Source organism: Nocardia terpenica (assembly GCF_013186535.1).
In the GTDB taxonomy this organism is placed as follows: Bacteria; Actinomycetota; Actinomycetes; order Mycobacteriales; family Mycobacteriaceae; genus Nocardia; species Nocardia terpenica.
Window position 1 is genome coordinate 95,613 of the sequence record NZ_JABMCZ010000002.1, and the last position, 24,683, is coordinate 120,295.

Sequence of the window (24,683 nt, forward strand, 5' to 3'; positions counted from 1 at the left end):
GCGCCGAACCGATAGTGCACCATATTCGCTGGCCGTGGCGGCGGCCGCGGAGAAACCGGCGACCGGGAGGGGGAGTGACGGATGATTATCGAGCAGTGGCTGCTGATCGAGACGCTGGACGGCCCCGGCACCTGGTCGGTGCTGGCCGTGGGCACCGCGCCGCGCCGCTGGAAGTCGTTGGCGCGCACGGTGTCCGCGCGTTTGCGGCCGATCGTCGCCGCCGCCCACGACTGCCGGGAACCGGTGGCTCGGGACCTGCCGCGCTCCCGGCACCCGTGGTCGTCGCGGCACGCCCGCGCGATTCCGGTGCTGGGCGCGGACGGCCGCGTGTACGGGGTGCGGTTCTGGGTCGGGACGGGCGAGCCGCCCGAGCCGCCGCGGGTGTCGTCGTTCCGGCTGGATTCGCGCACGCGGCGCATCGAGGTGGACGCCACGGCGCTGGACCCGACCTTCGACCCGGGCCGGACGGTGTGGATCGGCGCCGAAACCTTCGAGCACGTGGAGCGATTCGACCAGGCGCTGGATCTGGTGGCGATCCTCTTGCGGGCCGAGCCCGGCTCCCGCTGGCTCGGCGAGATCACCGTCCGCACGCCCGCCGGGCTGCGCACGCTGCTGCTGGCCGTCCGCAACGGCATCGACTCCCCGCACGAATGGCGCGGGCTGCTCGCCGATGTCACCGACAGCGTTCCGCCGCTGGGGAAGTCGTTCGAGGCGACCACGGTGGACGCCCTGGTGAACACCAATCCGGGCCTGTATCTCGCCGTGGTCGACACCGCCCGCGTCCGGCTGATCCGCTGGATCGGCGGTCCCATTCCCGGCCTGCGCTGGTCCGGCGACACCGACGAGCGAACCATGCCCCACCCCGACGACCGCGACCGAATCCTGGCCGCCCGCACCGCCCTCCTGAAGGGCAGCCCCTTCCACACCCTGCCCGCCCTCCGCCTGGCCACCGCCGACGGCAACTGGCTCACCGTAGACTGCGAAGCCTCCCCCCTCCCCTACGGTCCCCCCAACGCGGGCCCACCCCAATTCGCCTTGGTCCGCTGCCAACTCCGCGGGGAGTGAAGGGGATCCCGGCCAAAAGCATGCCGGGAACAAGAAAACGAAGCACACCGGGAACAAGAAGACGAAGCACGCCGGGATGACGGACGATGGCCGCGCCAGCCGCCCCGTGCTCCGTCGTTCCGGCGCGCGCCCTCGTCGTTCCGGCATGCTTTTGGCCGGAACCTATGTGCAGGCCGCGGCGTGGGCGGTGGCGTAGTCGGCGAGGCCCTGGGTTGGGGGGATGGTGGCGGTGAAATCCAGGGTGTGGTGGGCGCGTTCGGGGTGGGCGGCCAGGTGGCGGACGTCGGTCATTCGGTATTGGCCGCTGACCACGGGGGCGGGGCCGCCGCGGGCGCGGGACATGATGGATGCCACCTCCCACAGGGTGATGGGGTGGCCGGAGGCGATGTTCAGCGGGGTGAAGCCCGGCAGCGGATGGCGCACGGCGGCGACGGTGGCGGCGGCCGCGTCCCGGACGTGCACGAAATCGCGGATCTGGCCGCCGTCTTCGAAGACGAACGGGGCGCGGCCCGCCTCGAGTTCGGCGCGGAAGCGGGCCGCGACGCCGGAATGCGCCGCCAGCGCGGCATTTTCGCCGACCGGGTCGCCGTAGACGTGGTGGTAGCGCAGCACGGTCACCTCCGCGCCGGTGCCGATGCCCCAGGCCAGCGCGTAGTGCTCCTGCGCGAGTTTGCTTGCCGCATAGGCCGTTCGGGGCCGCAGCGGGGCGTCCTCGCCGACCGGCTCCCAGGTCAGGATCTCGCCGGTGCGCGGGGCGCGATGGTCGAACATGCCGCGATCCAGATCGGCCCGCCGCCGCACGCCCGGGAAGAACGGGGGCCCCGCGTGCGCCCCGCGATAGCACCCCTCGCCGTACACCGACACCGACGACCCGAGCACCAGCCGCCGGACCCCGGCCCGCTCCATCGCCGCCAGCAGCACCGCGGTCCCGACATCGTTGTGCTCGGCGAACACGGGGGCGCGCTGCATGGCCGACCCGGCGGCCACCGCGCGGGCCACCGACCCGGGCGGCACCGCCGCGGCCAAGTGGCAGACCACCTCGATGCCGCGCAGCAGCGGGTCCAGCGCCGCCGCATCGCGCAGGTCGACCCGCGAAACATCGTCCGGCGGTTCGGCATTCGGGCCGTGCACGGCATCGAGCAGGGCATCGACGGCGACCACCTCGTGGTCACCGGCGATCAGGGCCCGGTGCACATGAGAACCGATGAATCCGGCCGCCCCGGTCAGAAGCACGCGCATGACGCCGACCCCGCATCCGTCGTATTCGATCGGACGGCCACGGCGACCGCTGCGATTACACAGTCGCCGCCGCCCGAATGCTCATCGCCCCCTCAGGGTAGTTCGAACGGCAGCGACACTCCGGCATGGACACGGCACCGTTCGCAGGTATCGGTGCCGTCCACCGCGGCCGCCGCGCCGCGCACCAGCTTCTTGAACGGCACCAGATTGCGCTCGAACGCCTCGAACACCGACGCCGCGCTGACGCCCTCGCCGACCTCCAGCCCGGCATCCAGGTCGGTCACCAAAGCGATTGCGGCGTAGCACATCTCGAGCTCGCGGGCGAGCACCGCCTCCGGGAAACCGGTCATGTTCACCAGTTCCCAGCCCTGCGCGGCGAACCAGCGGCTCTCGGCCCGGGTCGAGAATCGCGGCCCCTGCACCACGACCATCGTCCCGGAGGACTGCATCGGCAGCTCCTCGACCGCGGATCCGATTGCCGCGGTGCGCAGTTCGGCGCAGTAGGGATCGGCGAAGGAGACGTGGACACCGCCGTTGTCGAAGTAGGTCTGCGGCCGCCCCGACGTGCGGTCGACCAGCTGATCCGGCACCGCCACCGTGCCCGGGCCCCAGTCGGCGCGCAGGCTGCCGACCGCGCACGGCGCGAACACCCGGCGCACCCCGATGGACCGCAGCGCCCACAGATTCGCCTGATACGGCACGGTGTGCGGGGAGTACTCGTGCTTGCGGCCGTGCCGGGGCAGGAACGCCACCTGCCGCCCGTCGACATCGCCGACGGTGATCGGCGCACTCGGCGCGCCGTAGGGGGTGTCGATCTCCAGCGTGATCGCGTCGTCGCCGAAGAAATCGTAGAAACCGCTGCCACCGATGATGGCCAGCGCGGGGCGGGGAACCGAACTCATGCCCAGATTCTCGCGCACCCCGAAGCTCTCCCGTCATCCCGGCATGCTCCGGTGTACCCTACGGGGGTACCAATTGCCAGTGAGGAAGACAGCCGGTGACCGACGACCAGACCAGTGCCGCGGAGCAGTCCTGCCACGACCACGCCACCCACGGCTACATCACCGCCAAGGACGACTACCTCAAGCGCCTGCGCCGCATCGAGGGCCAGGCCCGGGGCCTGCAGCGCATGGTCGAGGAGGAGAAGTACTGCATCGATATCCTCACCCAGGTCTCGGCGATGACCAAGGCGCTGCAGGCCGTGGCCATGGGCCTGCTCGAGGATCACATCAGCCATTGCGTGGTCGACGCCGCCGTCCAGGGCGGCCCCGAGGCCGAGGCCAAGATCAAGGAGGCGACCGAGGCGATCGCTCGCCTCGTCCGCTCCTGAGATCGTCCTACACGCGCGCCGCGAGCGCGGGCGCCAGGGTGCGCAGGGCGCCCAGGTAGTCGTCGGCCGCGATCTGCACCGCGATCTGATCGGCGCCCGCCGCGAGATGGGCGACCAGCCCGTCGGCCACCTGGTCGACGGTGCCGTGCAGGGCCAGGGCATCGATGAGGTGATCGCTGCCCGGCACGGCCACATCCTGTTCGGAGAAGCCGAGCCGACGCAGGTTCGAGACATAGTTCTGCAGGTTGAGATAGAACTCCACGCGCGGGCGGGCGGTCTGCCGGGCCCGCTCGGCATCGGTGTCCAGCACGATCTTGTGCTCGGGCACGAGAAGCGCGTCCGGCCCGAGGATTTCGCGGGCCTGCCGGGTGTGCTCGGCGGTGGTCAGGTACGGCAGCGCCCCGACGGTGCGGTCGCGGGCCAGCTTCAGCACGCGCGGGCCGAGCGCGGCCAGGGCGCGCCGCTCCTTCGGCACCCCGGCCTCGTCGAGCGCATCGAGGTATTCGACCAGCGCGTCGTAGGGCTTGAGGTAGACGTCGGTGTGCTCCGGATGTCCCGCGCCGATGCCCAGGATGAAGCGGCCGGGGAAGCGGTCCTCGATGCGGTGGAACGACTCCGCGACCTGCTTGGCCGGTGCGGACCAGATATTGACGACGCTGGTGCCGATCAGCTGCGTCTCGGTCGCCGCCAGCAGCGACTCCAGCACCGGCAGCTCGGCCGGTGGCGAACCGCCCAGCCACAGCGTGCTGTAGCCGAGGCTCTCCAGTTCCCGCGCGTCCTGCGGCGTCACCGCCGTGTAGTGCTGCCAGATGCCGAATCGTCCGAGTCCTGCAAAGGTCATGTTCGATCCGAACCTCGATACCGCCGAAGGTATTCCGGCGAGCGTGGCGCTCAGCCGCCGCAGCAACCCCCGTCCGGCGGCACCGTCCGCAGCTCACGGGTGGTGACATTGCGGGCGGCAAGCTCGGAGTCGGCGGGATAGTCGACCGCGATCAGGCTGAGCCCGTGTGCCGGTGCGACGGTCACCGCGCTGGACCGCTCCCGCTCGCGCAACAGGCCCGCGACCCAATCCGGCGTGCGGCGGCCCTCGCCGACCGCCAGCACCGCGCCGACCAGGCTGCGCACCATCGACCAGCAGAACGCGTCCGCGCTGACGTGCGCGACGAGCAGATCGCCGTCGCGCTCCCAGTCGTAGCGCTGCAACTCGCGCACGGTCGTGGCGCCCTCGCGGCGTCGGCAGAAGGCGGCGAAATCGTGCAGCCCCAACAGTTTTCGCGCCGCCTCCCGCATGGCGTCGAGATCGACCGCGGACCGGCACGGCACCACATGGCGGGCCTGCAGCGGTTCCGCGCCGTAGGGGGCGGTGGTGAGGCGGTAGGCGTAGTGCCGCCGGATCGCCGAGAACCGGGCGTCGAAATCCGGCGGCGCGACCCGAATTCCCTTGATCCGCACGTCTTTCGGCAGGAATCGGGCCATGCGGTGCAGCAGTCTCGGCCCGTCCGGCGCGGTGGCGGTGTCGAAGTGCGCGACCTGCCCCTCGGCGTGCACCCCGGCATCGGTGCGCCCCGCCACGGTGAGCTGAATCGGTTCGCGCAGTACCTTACCCAGCGACTCCTCGAGCACGCCCTGCACGGTGCGCAGCCCGGGCTGCCGGGCCCAGCCGAGGAAATCGGTGCCGTCGTAGGCGATGTCGAGCCGCACCCGCACCGGTTCCGCGCGCGGGGCCGAATCCGCCACCGTCACAACGACCTCCTGGTTGATATGGGCGAGCCCGCCGCCCCGGAACGGGACGACGGGCTCACTCATCGGGCCTGATTACTCGGCGGCCTTGTTCTCGTCGGCCTTCGCCTCGGCGTCGGCGGCGGGGGCCTCCTCGGCCGGAGCCTCGGCCTCGGCGGCCGCGGTCTCCTCGGCCGGGGCGGCGGCCTGCTGCGAGGCGGCGACGCGGCGGGCGCGATCGGCCTCGGTGGTCACGGTCTGCTCCCGGACCAGCTCGATGATCGCCATCGGCGCGTTGTCACCCTTGCGCGGCATGGTCTTGATGATCCGGGTGTAGCCGCCCTCGCGGCCCTCGAACGAGGGTCCGATGGTCGCGAAGAGCTCGTGCACCACGTCCTTGTTGCGGATCACCTTGAGCACCTCGCGGCGGTCGGCCAGGGAGCCGGCCTTCGCCTTGGTGACAAGCTTCTCGGCGTACGGGCGCAGCGCCTTGGCCTTGGCCTCGGTGGTCGTGATCCGACCGTGCTCGAAGAGCGCCGTCGCCAGATTGGCGAAGATCGCCTTCTGGTGCGACGCCGACCCGCCGAAGCGGGCACCCTTCTTGGGCTTGGGCATTGGTTGTTCTCCTTGTGGGAAAGGCCCCCGAGGCGGACACAGCGCTGCGTCCGCTGAATGGCCTTAAAGCTGTTCGGTTTCGGCGTAGTCCTGCTCGCCGCTGTCGGTGTCGCTGAACGAACCGCTGTCGCTCCAGGTGCCGGTGGCGGAGTCGTAGCCGACCACGCTCGACGGATCGAAGGAGGCCGGGCTGTCCTTCAGCGAGAGGCCCAGCGAGTGCAGCTTGACCTTGACCTCGTCGATGGACTTCTGGCCGAAGTTGCGGATGTCCAGCAGGTCCGACTCGGTGCGGGCCACCAGCTCGCCGACGGTGTGCACACCCTCGCGCTTGAGGCAGTTGTACGACCGCACGGTGAGGTCCAGGTCCTCGATCGGCAGCGCGAACGAGGCGATGTGATCGGCCTCGGCCGGGCTGGGCCCGATCTCGATGCCCTCGGCCTCCACATTGAGCTCGCGCGCCAGGCCGAACAGCTCGACCAGGGTCTTACCGGCCGACGCCAGCGCATCCCGCGGGGAGATCGAGTTCTTGGTCTCGACATCCAGGATGAGCCGGTCGAAGTCGGTGCGCTGCTCGACACGGGTCGCCTCGACCTTGTAGGTCACCTTCAGCACCGGCGAGTAGATCGAATCCACCGGAATCCGGCCGATCTCCGCACCGGACGCCTTGTTCTGCACGGCCGGGACGTAGCCGCGACCGCGCTCGACCACGAGCTCGATCTCCAGCTTGCCCTTGTCGTTCAGGGTGGCGATGTGCATATCCGGGTTGTGGACGGTCACACCGGCCGGCGGGACGATGTCACCGGCGGTGACGGTGCCCGGGCCCTGCTTGCGCACGTACATGGTGACCGGCTCGTCCTCCTCGGACGACACGACCAGGCCCTTGAGGTTCAGGATGATGTCGGTGACATCCTCCTTCACGCCCGGGACGGTGGTGAACTCGTGCAGCACGCCGTCGATGCGGATGCTCGTGACGGCGGCACCCGGGATCGAGGACAGCAGCGTGCGGCGCAGCGAGTTGCCGAGGGTGTAACCGAAGCCCGGCTCCAGCGGTTCGATGGTGAACCGGGAGCGGTTCTCGGCGACGACCTCTTCGGTCAGCGTCGGTCGCTGTGAAATCAGCATGGGATCTCCTCCTTCAGGGGCGCCCGCTATTTGACGCCCACGAACTGGGGTGTGGGTGCGCACCGAGGTGCGCACCCACCAGCAGCTCGACCGCGATTACTTCGAGTAGTACTCGACGATGAGCTGTTCGTTGATCGGAACGTCGATCTGCGCGCGCTCCGGCAGCTGGTGGACCAGGATCCGCAGCCGGTTCGGAACGACCTGCAGCCAGCCCGGGATCGGGCGGTCGCCGTAGGTCTCGCGGGCCACCTGGAACGGCAGAGTCGCCAGCGACTTGTCCTTGACATCGATGATGTCGTACTGCGAGACCTGGAAGCTGGGGACGTCCACCTTCACGCCGTTGACCAGGAAGTGGCCGTGCGAGACCAGCTGCCGGGCCTGACGACGGGTCCGGGCCAGGCCGGCGCGGTACACGACGTTGTCCAGCCGCGACTCGAGCAGACGCAGCAGGTTGTCGCCGGTCTTGCCCTTCTGCCGGTGGGCTTCCTTGTAGTACTTGGCGAACTGACGCTCCAGGATGCCGTAGGAGAAGCGAGCCTTCTGCTTCTCCTGCAGCTGCATCAGGTACTCGGACTCCTTGATCCGCGCGCGGCCGTGCTGGCCCGGCGGGTAAGGACGACGCTCGAACGCCTGGTCGCCTCCGACGAGGTCGACGCGCAGACGACGCGACTTGCGGGTGATGGGGCCTGTATAACGAGCCATTTTTCGCTAATTCCTTTCCCGCTAGACGCGACGCCGCTTGGGCGGACGGCAGCCGTTGTGCGGCTGCGGGGTGACGTCGGAGATCGAGCCCACCTCCAGGCCGGCGGCCTGCAGCGAGCGGATCGCGGTCTCACGGCCGGAACCCGGCCCCTTGACGAACACGTCGACCTTCTTGACGCCGTTCTCCTGCGCCTTGCGGGCGGCGTTCTCGGCGGCGAGCTGCGCGGCGAACGGGGTCGACTTGCGCGAACCCTTGAAGCCGACGTGGCCGGACGACGCCCAGGAGATGACGTTGCCCTCGGGGTCGGTGATCGACACGATCGTGTTGTTGAACGTGGACTTGATGTGCGCGTGGCCGTGCGGAACGTTCTTCTTGTCCCTGCGCCGCGACTTCTGGGTCTTCTTGGGGCCGGAGGCCCGACTCTTCGGAGGCATCGGTTATCCCTACTTCTTCTTGCCGGCGACGGTCTTCTTCGGACCCTTGCGCGTGCGCGCATTGGTCTTGGTCCGCTGACCGCGCACCGGGAGGTGGCGACGGTGGCGGATGCCCTGATAGCAGCCGATCTCGATCTTGCGACGGATGTCGGCCTGCACCTCGCGGCGCAGGTCACCCTCGACCTTGAAGTCCGACGCCTCGATGTAGTCGCGGAGCTTGGTCAGGTCGTCGTCCGTCAGATCCTTCGACCGCAGATCCGGGCTGACGCCGGTCTGCGCCAGGATCTCCCTGGAGCGAGTACGGCCGATGCCGAAAATGTAGGTCAGCGCGATCTCCATGCGCTTCTCGCGCGGGAGATCGACGCCCATCAGACGTGCCATGGTGGCGATTCCTTAACTGTTGCGGAGGTCTGCTCCCTGTCCGTCCCCTCGTGTGGGGCCCCGGCCTCCGTACCGGGGGTGTGTCGGGCACCCGCCCTCTCGGGCTCGTCGATACCCACTGGATCTGGGAGGTCTTCTTTGTCTGCCAAGCAGAACTGCGATCGTGCTCTACGTGCTGTCAGCCCTGGCGCTGCTTGTGGCGCAGGTTGTCGCAGATCACCATGACCCGCCCGTTACGGCGGATCACCTTGCACTTCTCGCAGATCTTCTTGACGCTCGGCTGAACCTTCACGTCCGTCCAATCTGGTTGTGGTTCACGGGGTGTGAACACAGGTGTTCCCCAGTCATGCGACTGGGGAAGTCTCTTGTTGCGTCGGCGTTGCCGCCGTCACTTGTAGCGGTAGACGATGCGCCCGCGGGTCAGGTCGTAGGGCGAAAGCTCCACGACCACGCGGTCCTCGGGCAGGATACGGATGTAGTGCTGCCGCATCTTCCCGCTGATGTGCGCGAGCACCTTGTGACCGTTTTCCAGCTCGATCCGGAACATCGCATTGGGCAACGGCTCGATGACTCGGCCCTCGACCTCGATGGCCCCTTCCTTCTTCGCCATATCCTCCGCGATCCCGTTTACGCTGAACCCCTGGTTGGTTGCAGCTGTTCGGCTCCGTCACTGCAGTAAGTCGTGCACTTCGGTCGACCTGGTGCCATACTCACCGGAAGCGACATGCGGACATGAACGACCGGCGGGTAGGTGCACCGCCGATCAAGCTTACCTGGGCCGACACCGTCCGGCCAAATGCGGCTATCTCCGCGCGCTTGCCCCTACCCCGCCTCGAGCGGATTCCGTCCCGTCAGCGGGCCCCACACCGCGATCAGGCCCATCATGATCACCAGGGCGGCGGTGATCACCGTGAACACCGCGCCGGGGCCGTGCCGCTCCAGCAGCGGCAGCAGCAGGAAGGGCTGGATCGCGGTGCTCAGCTTGGACAGCGAATAGGTCGTGCCGGAGGCGGTGCCGCGCACGCTGGTCGGGAACGATTCGGGCAGATAGGTGTGCAGCGCGTCGGAGAACACGTTGCTCGCCAGCGTGAACAGCCCGCCCGCGAGCAGGATCACCGGGACGCTGGTGGCGAAGCCGAAGATCAGGCCGAACACCGCCATCAGGGCCGTGCTCGCCAGCACCAGGTACTTGCGCTGCACCCGCTCGATGAGCGGGATGGCCAGCAGCGAGCCGATCGGATAGCCCAGATACGTAATGGCCAGGTAGCCCAGCGAATTCACCACCGTGAAGCCCTTGGCCTGCAGCACCAGCACGGCCAGGGTGCCGAAGCCGTAGTAGCCGAAGACCTGCAGGATCATCACCGCCGAGAACAGCAGGGTGCGGGTCCGGAACGGGGCGCGCAGGATCTCGAGGAACGGCGCCCGCGCAGCGGTGGCCGCGCGGCGCACCCAGTGCGGCGACTCCGGCATGTGCCGCCGGGCGACGAACACCAGCGCCGCGCCGAGACCGCCGATCACGAACAGCCAGCGCCAGCCCGCGACGCCGAACGGATGCACCGGCACCAGCCAGCGGGCCAGGAAGCCGACCGTCGGCACCGCGCAGAATCCGATCGTGTAGGCGACGGCGATCATGCGGCCGCGCACCTGCGGCGGCATCACCTCCGACAGATAGGTGTCGGAGACGGTCATCTCCGCGCCGATGCCGAGCCCGGCCAGCGCCCGGGTCACCATCAGGAACCAGACATTGGGGCTGAACGCGCCGAGCAGCGTGAAGCCCGCGTACAGGCCGATATTGATCATGAACATCCGGCGACGCCCGAACACGTCCGACAACCGGCCCAGCACCAGCGCGCCGACGAACTGACCGGCGAAGGCCGAGGCCAGGATCCCGCTGAGCTCATAGGTCGACAGCTGCAACTGCTGCTTCAGGACCCCGGTGATGGTCCCGGCCAGGAACAGCTCGTAGAGATCGAAGAACAGGCCCATCCCGACGAGTACGACCAGTTTGCGGTGAATCGGCCTGATCGGGAGCTCGTCGAGAGGCGCTGCGCTGCGGCCGTCTTCAGTTGTCGTCGCCATCTGGTTATGCTGCCGATCTCGCAACCCGTCGGCAATCCGAGCCGTCGAATGTGAGGCACACTACATTTCGGGTGGCGCAGGCATCGCCGAACGAGGGCGGGAGCACGTCCGTCGCGGCGGAATGCGCTCGCGTAAACTACCCGTTGTCCAGGTAACTCGGTCGACGCAGATTCAGGGGGCACAGCCGTGAGCCGCAACAACGACGGCCTCCCCATGCTGCCGCCGTGGCTGTCCGAGTCGGAGGTCTCCGACAATCGGGGTTACGAGGCCCCGGTCCAGAACCTGCCGCACGAGGAGTACATCCCAGAGGAGCCGCAGCGGCGGTTGTTCAACCGTAAGCGCCGCAAGGACAAGGCGGAGCCGCAGAGCCCGCCGCCCGCCGAAGCCGCAGCGCCGCAGGCCGATCCGCGGCCGTGGGGTACGGAACCGTCGCCCGCCGAAGGAGATCCGCGACGCGACCCGGCGCAGGGCGGCTACAGCCCCGACCGTCCGCCGCTCCCCCGCCGCAGCGGCGGCGAATTCCAACTGCCACATCGGCAGCCGCGGCCCGCCCCCGCACCGCAGGCGTACACGCAGCCACCGACACCGCAGGCGCCGGACGTCTCGGCCACCGAGACGACGACGCGGGTGCCGCCGCGTCCGGAGCGACCGGACCTGCCGCCCCCGCCGCCGAACCGCCCGCCGCTACCCGAGCCACCGAGCCCGAGCGATCGCCCCACCCCGGCCGCGCCCGATTCCCTTCCGCCACACCCGGATTCGGCACAATCGAGCGCGCCGCAGCAAAACGCCCCCGCGCCCACCACCGCCCGGGATTCCGCCCCCGCACCGGACCTGCCGCGCCCGAGCGAACAGCCGTGGCTGGCCGCCCCTCGCGCACCCGAAAGCACTGTGCCGGAACGGCCCACCACCGAGACCCGCCCCGCCCCGGAATCGGCCGTACCCCCCGCCGACCAGCGGTACACACAGACCGGACCTCAGTACGAGCACCAAGGCGTACAGCCCGCTCCCCCGCCGCGCACCGGCGCAGACCAGCCCAATCAGGCCGCATCCCAGGCGGGCTTTCCGACGCCCCAGCAGCACCAGGCACCGGAGTCCACCCAGCACTTCGGCGCGGACCAGCCCAATCAGGCTGCGCCCCAAGTCGGTGTCCCGACACCCCCGCAGCACCGGGCACCGGAGTCGCACCAGAACAACTACGGCGCGAACCAGACGAATCAGGCAGGACCGCAGGTCGGTTCCCCAACGCCGCAGCAGCGCCAAGCACCAGAGTCCCCTCAGAACTTCGACGCGGATCAGCCGAACCAGGCAGCGCCCCAAGCCAGTTCCCCGACGCCCCGGCAACACCAGGCACCGGAGAACTACGGCGCGAACCAGGCGCACCAGGCAGCACCCCAGGCGGGCTCCCCGACGCCGCCGCCGCGCCAAACACCGGAGGCGTCCCAGAACTACGGCGCGGACCAGACGAATCAGGCAGCGGCCCAGGTCGGTTCCCCGACACCGCAGCAGCGCCAAGCACCGGAGTCTCCTCAGAACTACGGCGCGGATCAGGCAGCGCCCCAAGTCGGTTCCTCGATGCAGCCGCAGCGCCAGGTACCGGAAACGCTGCAGAAGCACGGTGCGGATCAGGCGAATCAGGCTGCACCGCAAGGCGGGTTCTCGCCCGCGCCTCCGCAGCATCAGGCGCCGGATGCCGCCCAGCAGCCCCAGGTTGGGTTCCCGCCGCAGCAGCAGTATGGGCAGGCGCCCGGGACGCAGTCGGAGGCTGGGCCGGTGCAGGGGCAGTGGCAGTCGCCGCCTGCGCCGCAGTGGGGGTTGCCGCCGCAGCAGCCGTATCTGCCGCCGCAGCATCAGCAGTATCCGCCGCATTTTCAGCAGCCGCCGGGGCCGCCGCCGTCGTTGGACGACGTGCCGGTGCGGCGGGCCAAGAAGTCTCCCGGGTCGGGGTGGCGGCGCGCGGTGCACCATATGTCGGGCGGCGCAATCAATCCCGGCATGTCCGCCGAGGAGCGGCGGCTGCAGGAGCTGGTGGCGCGGATCCGGCAGCCCGTGCGCGGCGACTACCGCATCGCGGTGCTGTCGCTCAAGGGCGGCGTCGGCAAGACCACCACGACCATGGGCATCGGCTCGATCTTCGCCTCGATCCGCGGCGACCGGGTGATCGCGGTGGACGCCAACCCGGACTTCGGCACGCTGTCGCAGCGGGTGCCGCTGCAGACCCGCTCCACGGTCCGGGATCTGTTGCTGGACAGCGCGATCAACAGCTACGGCGACGTGCGCCGACACACCTCGCAGGCCACCAGCCGACTCGAAGTGCTTGCCAGCGAACGCGATCCGGCGGCGTCGGAGGCGTTCAGCGAGGACGAGTACCGGCAGGTGGCGCGAATCCTGCAGCGGTACTACAACATCATCCTCACCGACTGCGGCACCGGCCTGATGCACTCGGCCATGTCCGGCGTGCTGGACCTGGCGCACTCGCTGGTGCTGATCTCGTCCTCGGCCATCGACGGCGCGCGCAGCGCCGCCGCCACCCTGGACTGGCTGTCGCTGCACGGCCACGACCACCTGGTGCGCAATGCCGTGGTGGTGATCAACCTGCCCCGGCCCGGATCACCGAACGTCGGCATCCAGCAGCTGCGGGAGTACTTCCTGTCCCGCTGCCGGGCGGTGCACATCATCCCCTACGACCCGCATCTGTCCGAGGGCGCGGAGATCGATCTGGCCCGGCTGCACAAGAACACCAAGCGCGCGCTGGTGGAGCTGGCCGCCACGGTCGCGGACGACTTCGCCGTCGATCACCACCGGGGCCGCCCGCTCTGACCGAGCTACCAGGCGGGAAGGCGCCGACGCCCCGCGAGCACGTCGCGGACGAGATCGTCGTAGCCGTCGGCCAATTCGGCCAGGTGATGCCAACAGGCATGCAGCACTTCGTCGTTGGCGTCGAGAGTCATCAACGCGTGGTGCGCGCGGACCGACGCCTCGGCGAGCCGGTCGATGACCGAGCCCACGGTCTCGGTGTGCAGGGTGGCTCCCAGCCGGTGCTGCGGCACCGCGCGCGCCACCCAGTCGTCGATCGCCATCACCAATTCCGTTCGGCGGCGCTCGATTTCGATCATCGCGGTGGTGTCCGACTCGGGGACGGAGCCGCCGCGCCCGATGAGGCGGAGCTCGTGCAGCACCGCGAGGTCACGGGCGAACCAGAGGAGGGGGCCACCGATGACACGGTGGCCACGACAGGCACGTAGCATCACATCCGAGGTCGGCAGTAAGCCTAAGCCCGTGCTGAGCGACTGGACCGCCGTACTCTGCTGCGGTGCGTCGGGCAGTGCCACAACCACCGTCTGGAATGTCTCCGAACCCGCCACGTTGCCTCGCCGTCATCGCCGTTACAACACCCGTTCAGGACGTTCATTACAATAAACCTCTGAAGGCTTGTGTCAAGGGTCACACGCCCACCGGAACGGCAGAGTAAACTCTTTTTCCCTTGAAGCAACAACCAAGGAGCGCGATGGCCGACGGTCCGAGGTATCTGCGGATCGCGGATCTCCTGCGTGAGGAGATCCGCAGCGGCACCTGGAAACCCGGCGATCGCCTGCCGAGCCACACCGAGCTGGCCGCGCAGATGCGGGTCTCGATCACCACCGCCCGCAACGCGATTCAGGTCCTGGTCGCCGAAAACCTGCTCTACACCGCCACTTCCCGCGGCACCATCGTGCGCAGCCAGGAGGTGCTGGAATCCGTTGTGACCACCCACATTCGGCTCGATCGGCCGAAGTCCGCGCAGGACATCTTCTCCGAGATCGCGCGGGCGGCCGGACGCGAGCCCGCCAAGCAGTTCAGCGCCCGGATGGAACCGGCGTCGGCCGAGGTGGCGATGTGGCTCGGCGTGCCGAAGGACTCGTGGGTCGTGTCGCGCACGGTCGTCCAGTACCTGGACAACGAGCCGTGGTCGTGGGAGATCAGTTTCTATCCACGGGACTTGGCGGAGGTCACCGGAATCGACTCGCCGCACGACATTCCCGAGGGCACCACCCGCCGGCTCGTCGAGCGCGGTTACGCCGAGACCGCGCATCGCGACACCATCGTGGCCCGGCCCGCGACCGCCGAGGAGGCGGCGGTGCTCGGCGTGGGCATCGGCACCATGCTGCTGGATCACCTGCGCATCGGCGCCACCGCCGAGCGCATCACCCGGGTCACCCGGCACCGCTCGACGGCGGCGCGCAACCGGCTCGCCTACGAACTGGGCGAGGACGCCGGCACCGACATCATCCGCCGGGTGCTGGGCGCGCCGCATCCCCCGGGCAATTCCCATTCCTTCGGTAACTCGCTGGTGCCCGGGCCACCATGACCATCCGCATTCGTCAGGCCCGGCTGGCCGATCTCGGCACCATCTGCCGATTACGGCTCCAGCGCACGGCCTGGCTTGCGGCTCGAGGATCGGATCAGTGGACACGGCAGGCCCGGGGCCTGCCGATCGACATATTTGCCCGCGCGGTGGGCCGCTCGGTGCGCGCCGGGGAGACCTGGGTCGCGGAGGTCGGGGGCGAATCGGCAGGCACCATCACCGTGAACGACCGTGCGGATCAAGGACTCTGGTCGCCCGACGAGCTCGCCGACGCGGTCATCGTGCACTACATGATCGTGGATCTGTGCTTCACCGGCTGCGGCGTCGGCGGGCGGCTGCTCGCCCACGCCGGCGCCGTCGCCCGCGCCCGGCACCGCACCTGGGTCCGCCTGGACGCCTGGACCGCCAACACCGAACTGCACGACTACTACCGCCGCGCCGGATTCCGCCTGGCGCGCATGGCCGGACCGGACGCGCCGGGACCGTCGGGGGCGCTGTTCGAGCGCCGCGCCGACAGCTGGCTGGACCAGCGCGACGGCCCGGCGCTCGCCGGGCGCGGGACCCGCTAGATCGGCGGCAGGTCGGCGATGTGCACCATCTCCTCGCCGTGGGTGCGGGAGCAGAGGATGCCGCGGCCGGGCGGCAGTTTCATCGGGCGCACATCGCCGATGAGCTTGCCCTCGTCGCGCGGGCCGCTCATGAGCAGGGCGTCGACCGACATGTTCTTCATGGCGCCCAGGAAGCCGTCGTACAGCGCGCGCGACACGCCACCCATGCGGCGGGTGACCACCACGTGCAGGCCGATGTCGCGGGCCTGCGGCAGCAGTTCGGCCAGCGGCAGCAGCGGATTGCCGCCGGTGCCCGAGGCCACCATGTCGTAATCGTCGACCACCACATAGATTTCGGGCCCGGTCCACCAGCTGCGGTCGCGCAGCTGCTGCGGGGTGATGGTGGACGGCGGAATGCGCTTGTTGAGGTAGGCGGCGACCTCGGCGATCATGCCGCCGCTGGTCTGCGACGAGGTCGAGTACCCGGCCAGCTGCTCGCCCTCGATCACGCCGAGCATGGTGCGCCGGTAGTCGATGAGGATGACGCGCGCCTGGTCGGCGTTGGAGTTCTCGACCACGCCCTGCACGATGTTGCGCAGCAGGGTGGTCTTGCCGGAGGCCACGTCGGCGAAGGCCATGAAGTGCGGTTCCGCGTCGAAATCCAGGATCAGCGGCTGCAATTCGGATTCGCCGATGCCGACGGCGATCCTGGTGGGGCCCAGCTCGATGCCGCGGGCGCGGACCTGGGCGAGCAGCTCCTCGCGCTGGAACTGCATGGGCAGCATGCGGACCTCGGGCGCGTGGCTGGCGCCGTGCAGCGCGGTGAGCTGCTCCCGCGCCGCGGAGACGCCCTCGGCGAGCGTGCTCGGGTCGGAGTTGGAGTCCAGCCGCGGCAGCGCCAGCAGCATGTGCAGCCGGTCCGGGGTGAGGCCGCGGCCGGGGCGGTTGAGCGGCACCGAAACCGCCGTGCGGCGGTCCATTTCGGAATCGGACGGATCGCCCAGGCGCAGCTCGATCCGGGTGCCGATCTGGTCCTTCATGGCCGGGCGGATCTCGGCCCAGCGGGAGGCGCCCAGCATGACGTGGATGCCGTAGGACAGTCCCTGGGCCGCGAGCGCATTGATCTGCGGCTCCAGCACGTCGAATTCCTCGCGGATGACCAGCCAGCCGTCGATGACCAGGAAGACGTCGCCGAATCGGTCCTCCGACAGCGGATTCGACGGCGCGATGGTGCCGTTGCCCGCGGCGAGCGCGGAGAACTTCCGCCGCCGGAACTCGACCATGGACTCGATGCCCAGCGCCGCGAATCGTTCCTCGCGCTGGCGCATGAGCGTGGTCAGCTCGGCGATGGTGCGCCGCACGCGGTCCGAATCCAGGCGTCCGGCAACCGATCCCACGTGCGGGATGCCGGTCAGACCGGCCAGGCTGCCGCCGCCGAAGTCCAGGCAGTAGAACTGGACGTGCTCGGGGGTGTGGGTGGCCGCCGCGGCCATGATGATCGAGCGCAGGGCCGTCGACTTGCCCGACTGCGGGCCGCCGACCACGGCCACATTACCCTGGGCGCCCGCGAGATTGATGGTGAGCACGTCGCGGCGCTGCTCGTACGGCTTGTCGATGACGCCGATCGGCATCCACAGCTGCCCGTGCCGGTTCACCGGCGAGCGCCAGTCCGGATCCGGCAGCAGCATGTCGACGGTCGGCGACTCGTCCAGCGGCGGCAACCACACCTCGTGGGCCGGGCGGCCGTGTCCGGTGAGCCGTTTCACCACGACCTGCAGCAGGGTGTCGGGGATGCCCTCCTCGCCCTGCTTCGGCGGCGGGGGCGGCAGCAGCAGTTCGCGCGGGTCGATGACGGCGGGCCGGGTGGTCACCTCCGGCAGCTCCACCGGTGCCGCGGTGAACACCCGCGGCGGCTGCTCGACGACCGCCTGCCCGTCCTCCTGTCGGACCGTGCGGGGCGCCACGTAGGGGCCGGACACGTAGGTCGCGTTGAACCGCAACGGATCCGCCGCGTCGCTCTTCAGGTACCCGGCGCCGGGCACGGCCGGGAGATGGTAGGCGTCGGTGATGCCCAGCACGGCGCGGGATTCGTTGGCGGAGAAGGTGCGCAGGCCGATCCGGTAGGACAGGTGCGAGTCCAGGCCGCGCAGCTTGTTCTCCTCCAGGCGCTGCGAGGCCAGCAGCAGGTGCACGTGCAGCGACCGGCCGAGGCGGCCGATCATGACGAACAGGTCCGCGAAATCCGGCTTCTGCGAAAGCAATTCGGAGAACTCGTCGACGATCACGAACAGCGCGGGCAGCGGGTCCAGCGGCGCACCGGCCGCCCTGGCCTTCTCGTAGTCGGTGACATTGGCGAAGTTGCCGGCCGAGCGCAGCAGTTCCTGGCGGCGGTTCATCTCACCGGCCAAGGCGTCCTTCATGCGATCGACGAGCGACAGCTCCTCCTCCAGGTTGGTGATGACCGCGGCCACGTGCGCCAGCGGGTCCAGGCCGAGAAACGTTGCGCCACCCTTGAAGTCGACCAGCACCAGGTTCAGCTGGTCCGGGGAGTGCGTGGTGACCAGCGACAGCACCAGGGTGCGCAGGAACTCCGATTTACCCGAACCCGTTGCGCCGATGCACAATCCGTGCGGGCCCATGCCGAACTCGGCGGACTCCTTGATGTCGATCTCGACCGGGGTGCCATCGGGGGTGATGCCGATCGGCACGCGCAGCCGCTCGCGGCCGGTGCGCGGCCGCCACACCTTGGCCGGATCTATTTGCGCGGCATCGGGAATCTTCAGCAGCGCCATCATGCCCGGGTCGGCGGTGGAGGTGTTGTCGCCGAGGCTGACGATCTGCGCCGCGGTGGCGATCCGGTAGCGCGAGATCCGCCGCGCGAAGGATTCGGCCTCCGCGATGCCGACCTGGTCGGCGGTGGCGAACTTCTCCACCCCGGCCGCGCTGCGCGCGGAGACCTCGCCGCCGGACGCGACCAGCTGCAGGCCGCGGCGGGCGGCCAGGCCGTTCTCCGGCGCGGTCAGGTCCAGCACGGTGACCGAGTCCAGGCCGGACTCGCTGATCAATCGCTCACTGCCGCTGACGTATCCGTCGTCGATGACCACGACCAGGTGCACGCGGCCCTGGGTGGGCTGCGGATTGCGCATGAACCGGCCGCGCTCGAGCAATTCGTCCGCCAGCGCCGTCTCCAGCTCGCCCAGCGACTGGAACAGCATCCGCGCCGCCCCCATGCCGTCGCGCTGGCTCGGATGTTGCAGGTGCGGCAGCCATTTCGCCCACGACCAGGCGGGCATGTCCGGGTCGGAGCAGACGATCGCCACCATCAGGTGGTCCGGGCCGTGGAATGCGGTGAGCTCCATCAGCATGGCCCGCACCAGCATGCGGGCGTCGTTGGTGGGCCCGTCGATGTTGATGGCGGGGAACGCCCGCAGCGACACCGCGGTCGGCAGGTTGTGCACCACCGAGTGGGTGCGAACGAAGCGCCGCAGCGCCACCGTGGACACCGGTTCGAGATCCTCGAGCGGGCCGGTCTCGGGCCGGGCCAGCTTGGTCGCCAGGCGGTGGCTGCCGACACCGACGCGCACGTGGCCGAAGTCGGGGTCGTTGGGGCGGCGCTCCCACATGCGCCGACTGCCGACGATCGCGGGCAGGTCCGCGGGCTCGGGGTGGCTCCAGACCAGGGTCTCCAGCTGTTTGTTGCCGGTGCGGCGGACATCGCGGCGGATCTGCTCCAGGTACCGGAAGTAGTCCTTGCGTTCCTCGTTCAGTTCGCCCGCGCTCTTGGGGCCGCCGCCGCGCCCGAAACCCGCGAACATGCCGACCATCGACATGATCATCATCATCGGGAACATCATGGTCATCGGGTTGGCGAAGATCTGCCGCCCCATCATCACCATCATGGCGAGCATGCCGACGACGGCGACGATCATCACCACCGGCATCAGCTTGAGCAGCAACGGCATCGGGACGGCCCGCGACGCCTCCGGCGGCGGGGTGAGCGCCACCTCGCCGCCCGGCGAGCGCGGCGGTGCGATGCGGGGCCGGCGGACGAATCCTTCGGTAGCCATAGCGGTCGACGACTTTCTGGTGGTGGGAGCTCTAGTCCAGATCGGGCAGCTGGTCGCGGCCGGATCTGCGGCGGAATGGAATCGCCACGGCGAGACCGATTCCCAGCGCGGCGACCAGCGCGATCGAGCCGATCGTGGCGATCGAGCGGATCCGTGGGTCCGGGGCGCGCGGCGGCGCCGGCAGCGGGAACGCCGCGGGCCGGTCCGCCCCGGCGCTCACCGGTTGCTCCGGGAGCTGTGCGGTCAGCGCGGCGAGCGGATCGATCAGGCCGTGCCCGATCCGATCGTCGCGCCCGGTGCCCGGACCGTGCGCGGTGCGGGTGATGCGGTCCATCACCTGCTGCGCGGTCAGATTCGGGAAGCGCGATTTCACCAGGGCGGCAAGCCCGCTCACGTACGGCGCGGCGAAGCTGGTGCCGTCGATGGGCTGCACCCCGTCGGCCCCGGCGATGGCGTTGACCAGGCCGGTCCCGCCCGGCGCGCTGTCCAGGGAGTAGATGTTGCGGCCGACCGCCGCCACGTTCACCCACGGCCCGTGCAGGCTGAACTGCGACGGGTTGCCGTCGGGATCGACCGACGCGACCGAGAGCACGTACGGGGCGAACCAGGCCGGGCTGGCGACGGTCTTCACCGCGGACCAGCCGGTGCCGTCGTTCTGGTTCTGGCAGGCGCCGCCGCTGGGTTGCAGATTGCCCGCCGCGGCCACCACCACGACCTGGTGGTCGTAGGCGTAGCGGACCGCCGCGCCGAGGGCGGCGTCGGCGACGTCGGCACCGGCCGCGGTGCAGGCGACCTCGGAGATGTTGACGACGTTCGCGCCCATGTCCACGGCCCGCACCACGGCCGCGGCGAGGGTGAACACGTTGCCGTAGCCGGACTCGTCGATGGTGCCCGGCGGCGGGTTGCCGCCGCCGCGATTCTTGGGCTGGTAGGCCAGGCTGAGCTGGCGGATGGTGAGGATGTCGGCGTCCGGGGCGACGCCCACGAACGCGTCGCCGGGGCTCGGCTGCGCGGCGATGATCCCGGCCACCAGCGTGCCGTGCCCGTCGCAGTCCTCGGTGCCGTCGCTGTCGGAGACGAAGTCGCCGCCCGCCTCGAGGTTGCGCAGCCGCGGGTTGCGGTTGACGCCGGTGTCGATGACGGCCACCTTCACCCCCGCGCCCCGGCTGAACTGCCAGGCCGCGGGCAGATCCAGCACCCGTTGCGCGGCGGGCGGATCGGTGGGCGACGGCCCGCTCAGCAGCGGCCGCGCGCACTCCGAGTGCCTCTCGGTGGGTTCCTGCGGCGCGGGATGGGTGCTGGCCGCCTGGGCCGGACCCAGTGCGCCCGAGTCGATGACCGGCGGGGTCACCGCCGCGGCGGGCACCGGCCAGCCGAACAGCGCGGCCCCGAGCAGGGCGACCGCACAGCCGAATCGAAGAGTTCGGGCCATTGGCATCGGCCGGGTCAGATGTTGCGGGCCATGGAGTACACGTCCATCAGCCACAGCACCAGCGGTATCAGCGCCACGATCAGTGCGTACTCGAAGATCTCGTTCATCCGCCGGGTCACCGGGGTGACCTCGACGTGCGGGCCGATCACGCCGAATCCGACCGCGGCCGCGGCGAAGACGAGCAGCAGCCCGGCCCCCGGCAGCACCATGACCGAATCGCCGAGCGCCAGCAGCGCCAGCAGGGCGACGAGCGTGGTCGCGCCGCCGACGATGAGCGTGCACGCCTGCGCCAGGTCGGCGAACGACCTGCCGCGCAGGGACAGGATCACCGCCGTGATCCCCGCCAGCACGATGCCCTGCCAGCGGGCGGCCCCGAGCGGATCGGCCGCGGCGACCGCCCCGAAGGCGGCGGCCAGCGCGCACCCGGCCAGCATGCCGGTCTGATACTGGTTGGCCAGCCGCGCCCGTAGGCCCAGGCCCGCCGCGGACGGCAGCACGGTGGCGCCGATCGCGCCGATGCCCTCGATGGTCGGGCGGGGTTCGTGGTCGGCCGGATCGATCGCGGCGCCCGCGGTGGGCACCGGGGGAATCGGCAGCCGGGCCAGCACCGCGGCCAGCCGCGGCACGGCGGAGATCGTGACGATGGCGACGACCAGCACACCGGCGGCGATCCTGGGCACGCCCGGCGACCACACCATCTGCACCGCGGCGGCGATCGCGCCGATCAGCGAGATCGTGGTGGTCGCGGCGACCAGGGCCGGGCCCGCCCCGGTGGCCCGGTAGCAGGCGATCGAGGACACCCCGGCCGCAACGAAACCGAACATCAGATGCGCGCTGCCCAGCGCGCCGGGCACGAACAGGGCCGCCGCGCCGAAGGCCAGCAACACCGTGCACAGCCCCAGCACGGTGGCGGTGAGTTCGTCGGCGTATCTGCGCGCCGCGATGGCCGCCGCGACGAGGGCACCGAGCGCGACGCCGGTCAGCACGATGGGGGCGGCCAGGCCGTCGCCGTGCCGTCGCGCGGCGGCCAGCACACCGATCGTGACCAGCACCGAGAGCACGGCGGCCACCAGGCCGGTCCACCGGGCGGCGGCCGGTGACCAGGGCCGGAACTCCTCGGCGGTGAGCCGCGAGACCGCGTCGATGACGTCGTCGAACAGGGCCGGGGATTCCTTGGCGGTGACCGATCGCAACACCAGCAGTTCGCCGTCGAAGACCTCGGCGTCGGCGAGGGTCTGGTTCGGCGCGATGATGTCGCGCCCGAGCCGGGCCAGCGCCCAGTGCTGGGGTCGCAGCGGGGCCCCGCCGTCCTCCTGGTCCACCGGGTTCGGGTTGCGCGACTCGATGAGCGTCACCAGCTCGCCGATGAACGCGGCGATCGGCACGTTTGCCGGCAGGCCGACGTCGAGTTGGGTATTCCCCCCGATGACCGACACCCGGCACAACTCGGGTTCAACGGCGCTCGCGCCGCTGATCGACTGTGCGGTCAATGCCCTTACTGCTCCTGAGATCTGCTGGTTGCCGCCACTAGCGGTCGTTCATAATGTATCCGAATGTCCTCTGCGACGCGACGGAGTCGTGCTTGGGGAGGGGAAAGTAACCGTGCACCAGGGACAAGATTTCGGGGTTCGACACGCATGACCGATATTCGCCAGGCTCAGCGCGCCTTCGATGCCGGCGTCCTGTCGCTCGGGTTGAGCATCGACGGGCAGGAGTCGACCCGCGATGTGGAGTACGCGAAGCTGGCGTTCCAACGCGCCACCGAGTGGGACCCGACGATGTGCGACGCCTGGCTGGGCCGCGCCGCGGCCGGTGAGGTGACCCGCGAGGTCGTCGCGAACCTGTTCAAGACGACCGCCACGCTGTATCAGCAGCAGCGGCGGCTGGGTTTGCCCCCGCGGCAGATGGCGGGCCGCTTCCTGCCCGGCCTCTACATCGACTACCCGCTGGCGAGCCTGACCGAGATCTGGCTGAGCTATGCCGCGCAACTGATCTCGGACAAGCAGTACGACGAGGCCGAGCAGGTGCTCGACCGGCTCGCCGAGCAGCGGCGCGCCCGCCCCTCGGACCCGGACCGCCAGCTCGACGACCGGATCTGCGCCTACGTGCGCGGCGTGCTGCACTACAACACCCAGCGCTGGCCGGACGTGATGACGGTGCTGGCGGGCTCGGCCGAATGGGACGACCCGTACCTGGCCGCCGGCGCCCACGTGATGGTCGGCTCCGCCTGCGCCCAGCTGGGCCTGTTCGGCGAGGCCATCCGGCGCATGGAACAGGCCGAGGCGGGCCCGATTCCGGCCGCGCGCACCACCGCCATGTTCTGCCGCGGCCTGTGCCTGCGCGAGACCGGCAACGAGACCGAGGCCCAGGCGCTGTTCGAGCAGGTGTACACCCAGTCGCCGGACTTCGAGGCCAACACCGCCGCCATGCGCGACCGCACCTACCGGATCACGGTCACCAGCAAAGAACAGATCGAGGCCCGCACCGACCGCTGGGATCCGGCGTCCGCGCCGTCGATGGAGGCCAAGCAGCAGGCCGAGGCGGAGGACCGGGCCAAGCGCATCCTCACCGAGGCCCGCGCCGAACTGGACCGGCAGATCGGCCTGGCCGCGGTGAAGAACCAGGTGGCCAAGCTGCAGTCGTCGGCGCAGCTGGCGAAGATCCGCGCCGAGAAGGGCCTGGCCAGCGCCTCGCGCGGCCAGCATCTGGCGTTCACCGGGCCGCCGGGCACCGGCAAGACCACCATCGCCCGCGTGGTCGCCAAGATCTACTGCGGTGTCGGCCTGTTGAAGACCGACAAGGTGGTCGAGGCCAAGCGCTCGGATTTCGTGGGCCAGCACCTGGGTTCCACGGCCATCAAGACCGACAAGCTGATCGACACCGCCATGGACGGCGTGCTGTTCATCGACGAGGCGTACACGCTTATTCAGACCGGGCTCTCCGGCGGCGACGCGTTCGGCCGCGAGGCGGTGGACACCCTGCTGGCCCGGATGGAGAACGACCGCGACCGCCTGGTCGTCATCATCGCCGGGTACGACGGCGAGATCGACCGGTTCCTGGCCGCCAACGACGGCCTCGCGTCGCGCTTCGCCAAGCGCCTGCAGTTCCCGTCCTACACCCCGGAGGAACTGGGCGATATCGCGAAAGTCGTTGCGTCCAAACGCGATTCGGAACTGTCCGAGGACGCGCTGGAGCGCCTGGTGCAGACCTGCGGGCGGCTGTACGCGCTGGAGAGCACCGATCAGAGCGGCCAGCCCCGCCGCGGCGTCGACCTGGCGGGCAACGGCCGATTCATCCGCAACGTCATCGAAGCGGCCGAGGAGGAGCGCGAATTCCGGCTCGCCAACGACGATTCCATCGATCTCGACGCCGTCGACTCCTCGGTGCTGATGCGAATCGAGGGCTCGGACATGGAGACGGCGTTGGCGGGCCTGCTGGCCTCGCTCGGGCTGTCCGGGTCGTAAACGCCCGCGGCGAGCCGCGTCAAGCCCCCGACTCGACCTGCATCGACTCGGGGTGCCGCGACCATAGGATGCACTAGAGTAAGCCGTTGCCGGCATGCGGTGATGAGGACGCGCGTGCCGTCGGGTGCAAGCGTCGGAGGAGC

The 24,683-nt window shown here is 69.9% G+C and carries 22 protein-coding genes; 6 read left to right on the forward strand and 16 right to left on the reverse strand.

Annotated features, from left to right (window positions below; all coding sequences use genetic code 11):
* The first annotated feature begins 81 nt into the window (after positions 1–81).
* A complete protein-coding gene (locus HPY32_RS11790; protein ID WP_171982838.1) occupies positions 82–1,065 on the forward strand; it encodes a GAF domain-containing protein in 984 nt (327 codons plus the stop codon).
* Positions 1,066–1,227: 162 nt separating this feature from the next.
* Here HPY32_RS11790 and HPY32_RS11795 read toward each other — a convergent pair whose 3' ends face one another.
* Together HPY32_RS11795 and HPY32_RS11800 are read right to left on the reverse strand one after the other, a co-directional pair.
* Entirely contained in the window at positions 1,228–2,304 is a 1,077-nt protein-coding gene (locus HPY32_RS11795; RefSeq protein WP_067581478.1) for an NAD-dependent epimerase/dehydratase family protein, read from the reverse strand.
* A gap of 92 nt (positions 2,305–2,396) precedes the next feature.
* Positions 2,397–3,206, reverse strand: coding sequence for an S-methyl-5'-thioadenosine phosphorylase (locus HPY32_RS11800; protein WP_067585341.1), 810 nt, complete (start codon positions 3,204–3,206; stop codon positions 2,397–2,399).
* Between the two features lie 95 nt (positions 3,207–3,301).
* Here HPY32_RS11800 and HPY32_RS11805 point away from each other — a divergent pair, with 95 nt between their 5' ends.
* Positions 3,302–3,634, forward strand: a complete 333-nt coding sequence (locus tag HPY32_RS11805; RefSeq protein ID WP_067581476.1) for a metal-sensitive transcriptional regulator — start codon at positions 3,302–3,304, stop codon at positions 3,632–3,634.
* Between the two features lie 7 nt (positions 3,635–3,641).
* Here the strand turns inward: HPY32_RS11805 and HPY32_RS11810 are convergent, their stop codons facing one another.
* The 10 genes from HPY32_RS11810 to HPY32_RS11855 all read right to left on the reverse strand — a co-directional run bounded on the left by HPY32_RS11810 (position 3,642) and on the right by HPY32_RS11855 (position 10,687).
* A complete protein-coding gene (locus HPY32_RS11810; RefSeq protein WP_067581474.1) occupies positions 3,642–4,475 on the reverse strand; it encodes an LLM class F420-dependent oxidoreductase in 834 nt (277 codons plus the stop codon).
* Positions 4,476–4,525: 50 nt separating this feature from the next.
* Positions 4,526–5,440, reverse strand: a complete 915-nt coding sequence (gene truA, locus HPY32_RS11815; RefSeq protein WP_171982839.1) for a tRNA pseudouridine(38-40) synthase TruA — start codon at positions 5,438–5,440, stop codon at positions 4,526–4,528.
* A gap of 9 nt (positions 5,441–5,449) precedes the next feature.
* Positions 5,450–5,968 (reverse strand): 50S ribosomal protein L17, encoded by a 519-nt coding sequence (gene rplQ, locus HPY32_RS11820; RefSeq protein ID WP_067581472.1) that lies wholly within the window; start codon positions 5,966–5,968, stop codon positions 5,450–5,452.
* A gap of 63 nt (positions 5,969–6,031) precedes the next feature.
* Positions 6,032–7,090, reverse strand: coding sequence for a DNA-directed RNA polymerase subunit alpha (locus HPY32_RS11825; protein ID WP_067581470.1), 1,059 nt, complete (start codon positions 7,088–7,090; stop codon positions 6,032–6,034).
* Between the two features lie 96 nt (positions 7,091–7,186).
* Positions 7,187–7,792, reverse strand: a complete 606-nt coding sequence (gene rpsD / locus HPY32_RS11830; protein ID WP_067581468.1) for a 30S ribosomal protein S4 — start codon at positions 7,790–7,792, stop codon at positions 7,187–7,189.
* Positions 7,793–7,813: 21 nt separating this feature from the next.
* Positions 7,814–8,227, reverse strand: coding sequence for a 30S ribosomal protein S11 (gene rpsK / locus HPY32_RS11835; protein WP_067581466.1), 414 nt, complete (start codon positions 8,225–8,227; stop codon positions 7,814–7,816).
* Positions 8,228–8,236: 9 nt separating this feature from the next.
* A complete protein-coding gene (gene rpsM, locus HPY32_RS11840; RefSeq protein WP_067581464.1) occupies positions 8,237–8,608 on the reverse strand; it encodes a 30S ribosomal protein S13 in 372 nt (123 codons plus the stop codon).
* 178 nt (positions 8,609–8,786) lie between these two features.
* Positions 8,787–8,900 carry a 50S ribosomal protein L36 gene (gene rpmJ / locus HPY32_RS11845; protein ID WP_025347279.1) on the reverse strand — a complete coding sequence of 38 codons (114 nt, stop codon included), beginning with the start codon at positions 8,898–8,900 and terminating at the stop codon, positions 8,787–8,789.
* 96 nt (positions 8,901–8,996) lie between these two features.
* The gene (gene infA, locus HPY32_RS11850) at positions 8,997–9,218 is read right to left on the reverse strand and encodes a translation initiation factor IF-1 (protein WP_040804562.1); all 222 of its coding nucleotides are present in this window, start codon (positions 9,216–9,218) and stop codon (positions 8,997–8,999) included.
* Positions 9,219–9,430: 212 nt separating this feature from the next.
* On the reverse strand, positions 9,431–10,687 hold the full coding sequence (locus HPY32_RS11855) for an MFS transporter (RefSeq protein WP_067581460.1): 1,257 nt from the start codon (positions 10,685–10,687) through the stop codon (positions 9,431–9,433).
* A gap of 186 nt (positions 10,688–10,873) precedes the next feature.
* Between HPY32_RS11855 and HPY32_RS46130 the strand changes: the two genes are divergently transcribed.
* Positions 10,874–13,504 carry a MinD/ParA family ATP-binding protein gene (locus HPY32_RS46130; RefSeq protein ID WP_309247520.1) on the forward strand — a complete coding sequence of 877 codons (2,631 nt, stop codon included), beginning with the start codon at positions 10,874–10,876 and terminating at the stop codon, positions 13,502–13,504.
* A 5-nt stretch (positions 13,505–13,509) separates the two neighbouring features.
* On the opposite strand, the gene HPY32_RS11865 is transcribed toward HPY32_RS46130, so the two are convergent.
* Positions 13,510–14,049, reverse strand: coding sequence for a DUF4254 domain-containing protein (locus HPY32_RS11865; protein ID WP_231951444.1), 540 nt, complete (start codon positions 14,047–14,049; stop codon positions 13,510–13,512).
* A gap of 143 nt (positions 14,050–14,192) precedes the next feature.
* On the opposite strand from HPY32_RS11865, the gene HPY32_RS11870 reads away from it, so the two are divergent.
* Both HPY32_RS11870 and HPY32_RS11875 read left to right on the forward strand, forming a co-directional pair.
* Entirely contained in the window at positions 14,193–15,032 is an 840-nt protein-coding gene (locus HPY32_RS11870) for a GntR family transcriptional regulator (protein WP_067581456.1), read from the forward strand.
* Positions 15,029–15,598, forward strand: coding sequence for a GNAT family N-acetyltransferase (locus HPY32_RS11875; protein WP_067581455.1), 570 nt, complete (start codon positions 15,029–15,031; stop codon positions 15,596–15,598). Before HPY32_RS11870 ends, HPY32_RS11875 begins: the two co-directional genes overlap by 4 nt.
* Here HPY32_RS11875 and eccCa read toward each other — a convergent pair.
* From eccCa to eccD, 3 genes are read right to left on the reverse strand one after another with little or no spacing between them, the layout of a single operon-like run.
* On the reverse strand, positions 15,595–19,644 hold the full coding sequence (gene eccCa, locus HPY32_RS11880; RefSeq protein WP_067581453.1) for a type VII secretion protein EccCa: 4,050 nt from the start codon (positions 19,642–19,644) through the stop codon (positions 15,595–15,597). The two genes, HPY32_RS11875 and eccCa, sit on opposite strands and share 4 nt — an antisense overlap.
* A 31-nt stretch (positions 19,645–19,675) precedes the next feature.
* On the reverse strand, positions 19,676–21,076 hold the full coding sequence (gene mycP / locus HPY32_RS11885; protein WP_082870859.1) for a type VII secretion-associated serine protease mycosin: 1,401 nt from the start codon (positions 21,074–21,076) through the stop codon (positions 19,676–19,678).
* 14 nt (positions 21,077–21,090) lie between these two features.
* A complete protein-coding gene (gene eccD, locus HPY32_RS11890) occupies positions 21,091–22,566 on the reverse strand; it encodes a type VII secretion integral membrane protein EccD (protein ID WP_067581449.1) in 1,476 nt (491 codons plus the stop codon).
* Between the two features lie 147 nt (positions 22,567–22,713).
* On the opposite strand from eccD, the gene eccA reads away from it, so the two are divergent.
* Positions 22,714–24,540 carry a type VII secretion AAA-ATPase EccA gene (eccA, locus tag HPY32_RS11895; RefSeq protein WP_067581446.1) on the forward strand — a complete coding sequence of 609 codons (1,827 nt, stop codon included), beginning with the start codon at positions 22,714–22,716 and terminating at the stop codon, positions 24,538–24,540.
* The last annotated feature ends 143 nt before the right edge of the window (positions 24,541–24,683 follow it).

Coding starts and splice junctions, on each gene's coding strand:
- HPY32_RS11790 (WP_171982838.1), top strand. CDS start 82: ATGATTATCGAGCAGTGGCTGCTGATCGAGACGCTGGACGGCCCCGGC.
- HPY32_RS11795 (WP_067581478.1), bottom strand. CDS start 2,304: ATGCGCGTGCTTCTGACCGGGGCGGCCGGATTCATCGGTTCTCATGTG.
- HPY32_RS11800 (WP_067585341.1), bottom strand. CDS start 3,206: ATGAGTTCGGTTCCCCGCCCCGCGCTGGCCATCATCGGTGGCAGCGGT.
- HPY32_RS11810 (WP_067581474.1), bottom strand. CDS start 4,475: ATGACCTTTGCAGGACTCGGACGATTCGGCATCTGGCAGCACTACACG.
- truA (WP_171982839.1), bottom strand. CDS start 5,440: ATGAGTGAGCCCGTCGTCCCGTTCCGGGGCGGCGGGCTCGCCCATATC.
- rplQ (WP_067581472.1), bottom strand. CDS start 5,968: ATGCCCAAGCCCAAGAAGGGTGCCCGCTTCGGCGGGTCGGCGTCGCAC.
- HPY32_RS11825 (WP_067581470.1), bottom strand. CDS start 7,090: ATGCTGATTTCACAGCGACCGACGCTGACCGAAGAGGTCGTCGCCGAG.
- rpsD (WP_067581468.1), bottom strand. CDS start 7,792: ATGGCTCGTTATACAGGCCCCATCACCCGCAAGTCGCGTCGTCTGCGC.
- rpsK (WP_067581466.1), bottom strand. CDS start 8,227: ATGCCTCCGAAGAGTCGGGCCTCCGGCCCCAAGAAGACCCAGAAGTCG.
- rpsM (WP_067581464.1), bottom strand. CDS start 8,608: ATGGCACGTCTGATGGGCGTCGATCTCCCGCGCGAGAAGCGCATGGAG.
- infA (WP_040804562.1), bottom strand. CDS start 9,218: ATGGCGAAGAAGGAAGGGGCCATCGAGGTCGAGGGCCGAGTCATCGAG.
- HPY32_RS11855 (WP_067581460.1), bottom strand. CDS start 10,687: ATGGCGACGACAACTGAAGACGGCCGCAGCGCAGCGCCTCTCGACGAG.
- HPY32_RS11870 (WP_067581456.1), top strand. CDS start 14,193: ATGGCCGACGGTCCGAGGTATCTGCGGATCGCGGATCTCCTGCGTGAG.
- HPY32_RS11875 (WP_067581455.1), top strand. CDS start 15,029: ATGACCATCCGCATTCGTCAGGCCCGGCTGGCCGATCTCGGCACCATC.
- eccCa (WP_067581453.1), bottom strand. CDS start 19,644: ATGGCTACCGAAGGATTCGTCCGCCGGCCCCGCATCGCACCGCCGCGC.
- mycP (WP_082870859.1), bottom strand. CDS start 21,076: ATGGCCCGAACTCTTCGATTCGGCTGTGCGGTCGCCCTGCTCGGGGCC.
- eccA (WP_067581446.1), top strand. CDS start 22,714: ATGACCGATATTCGCCAGGCTCAGCGCGCCTTCGATGCCGGCGTCCTG.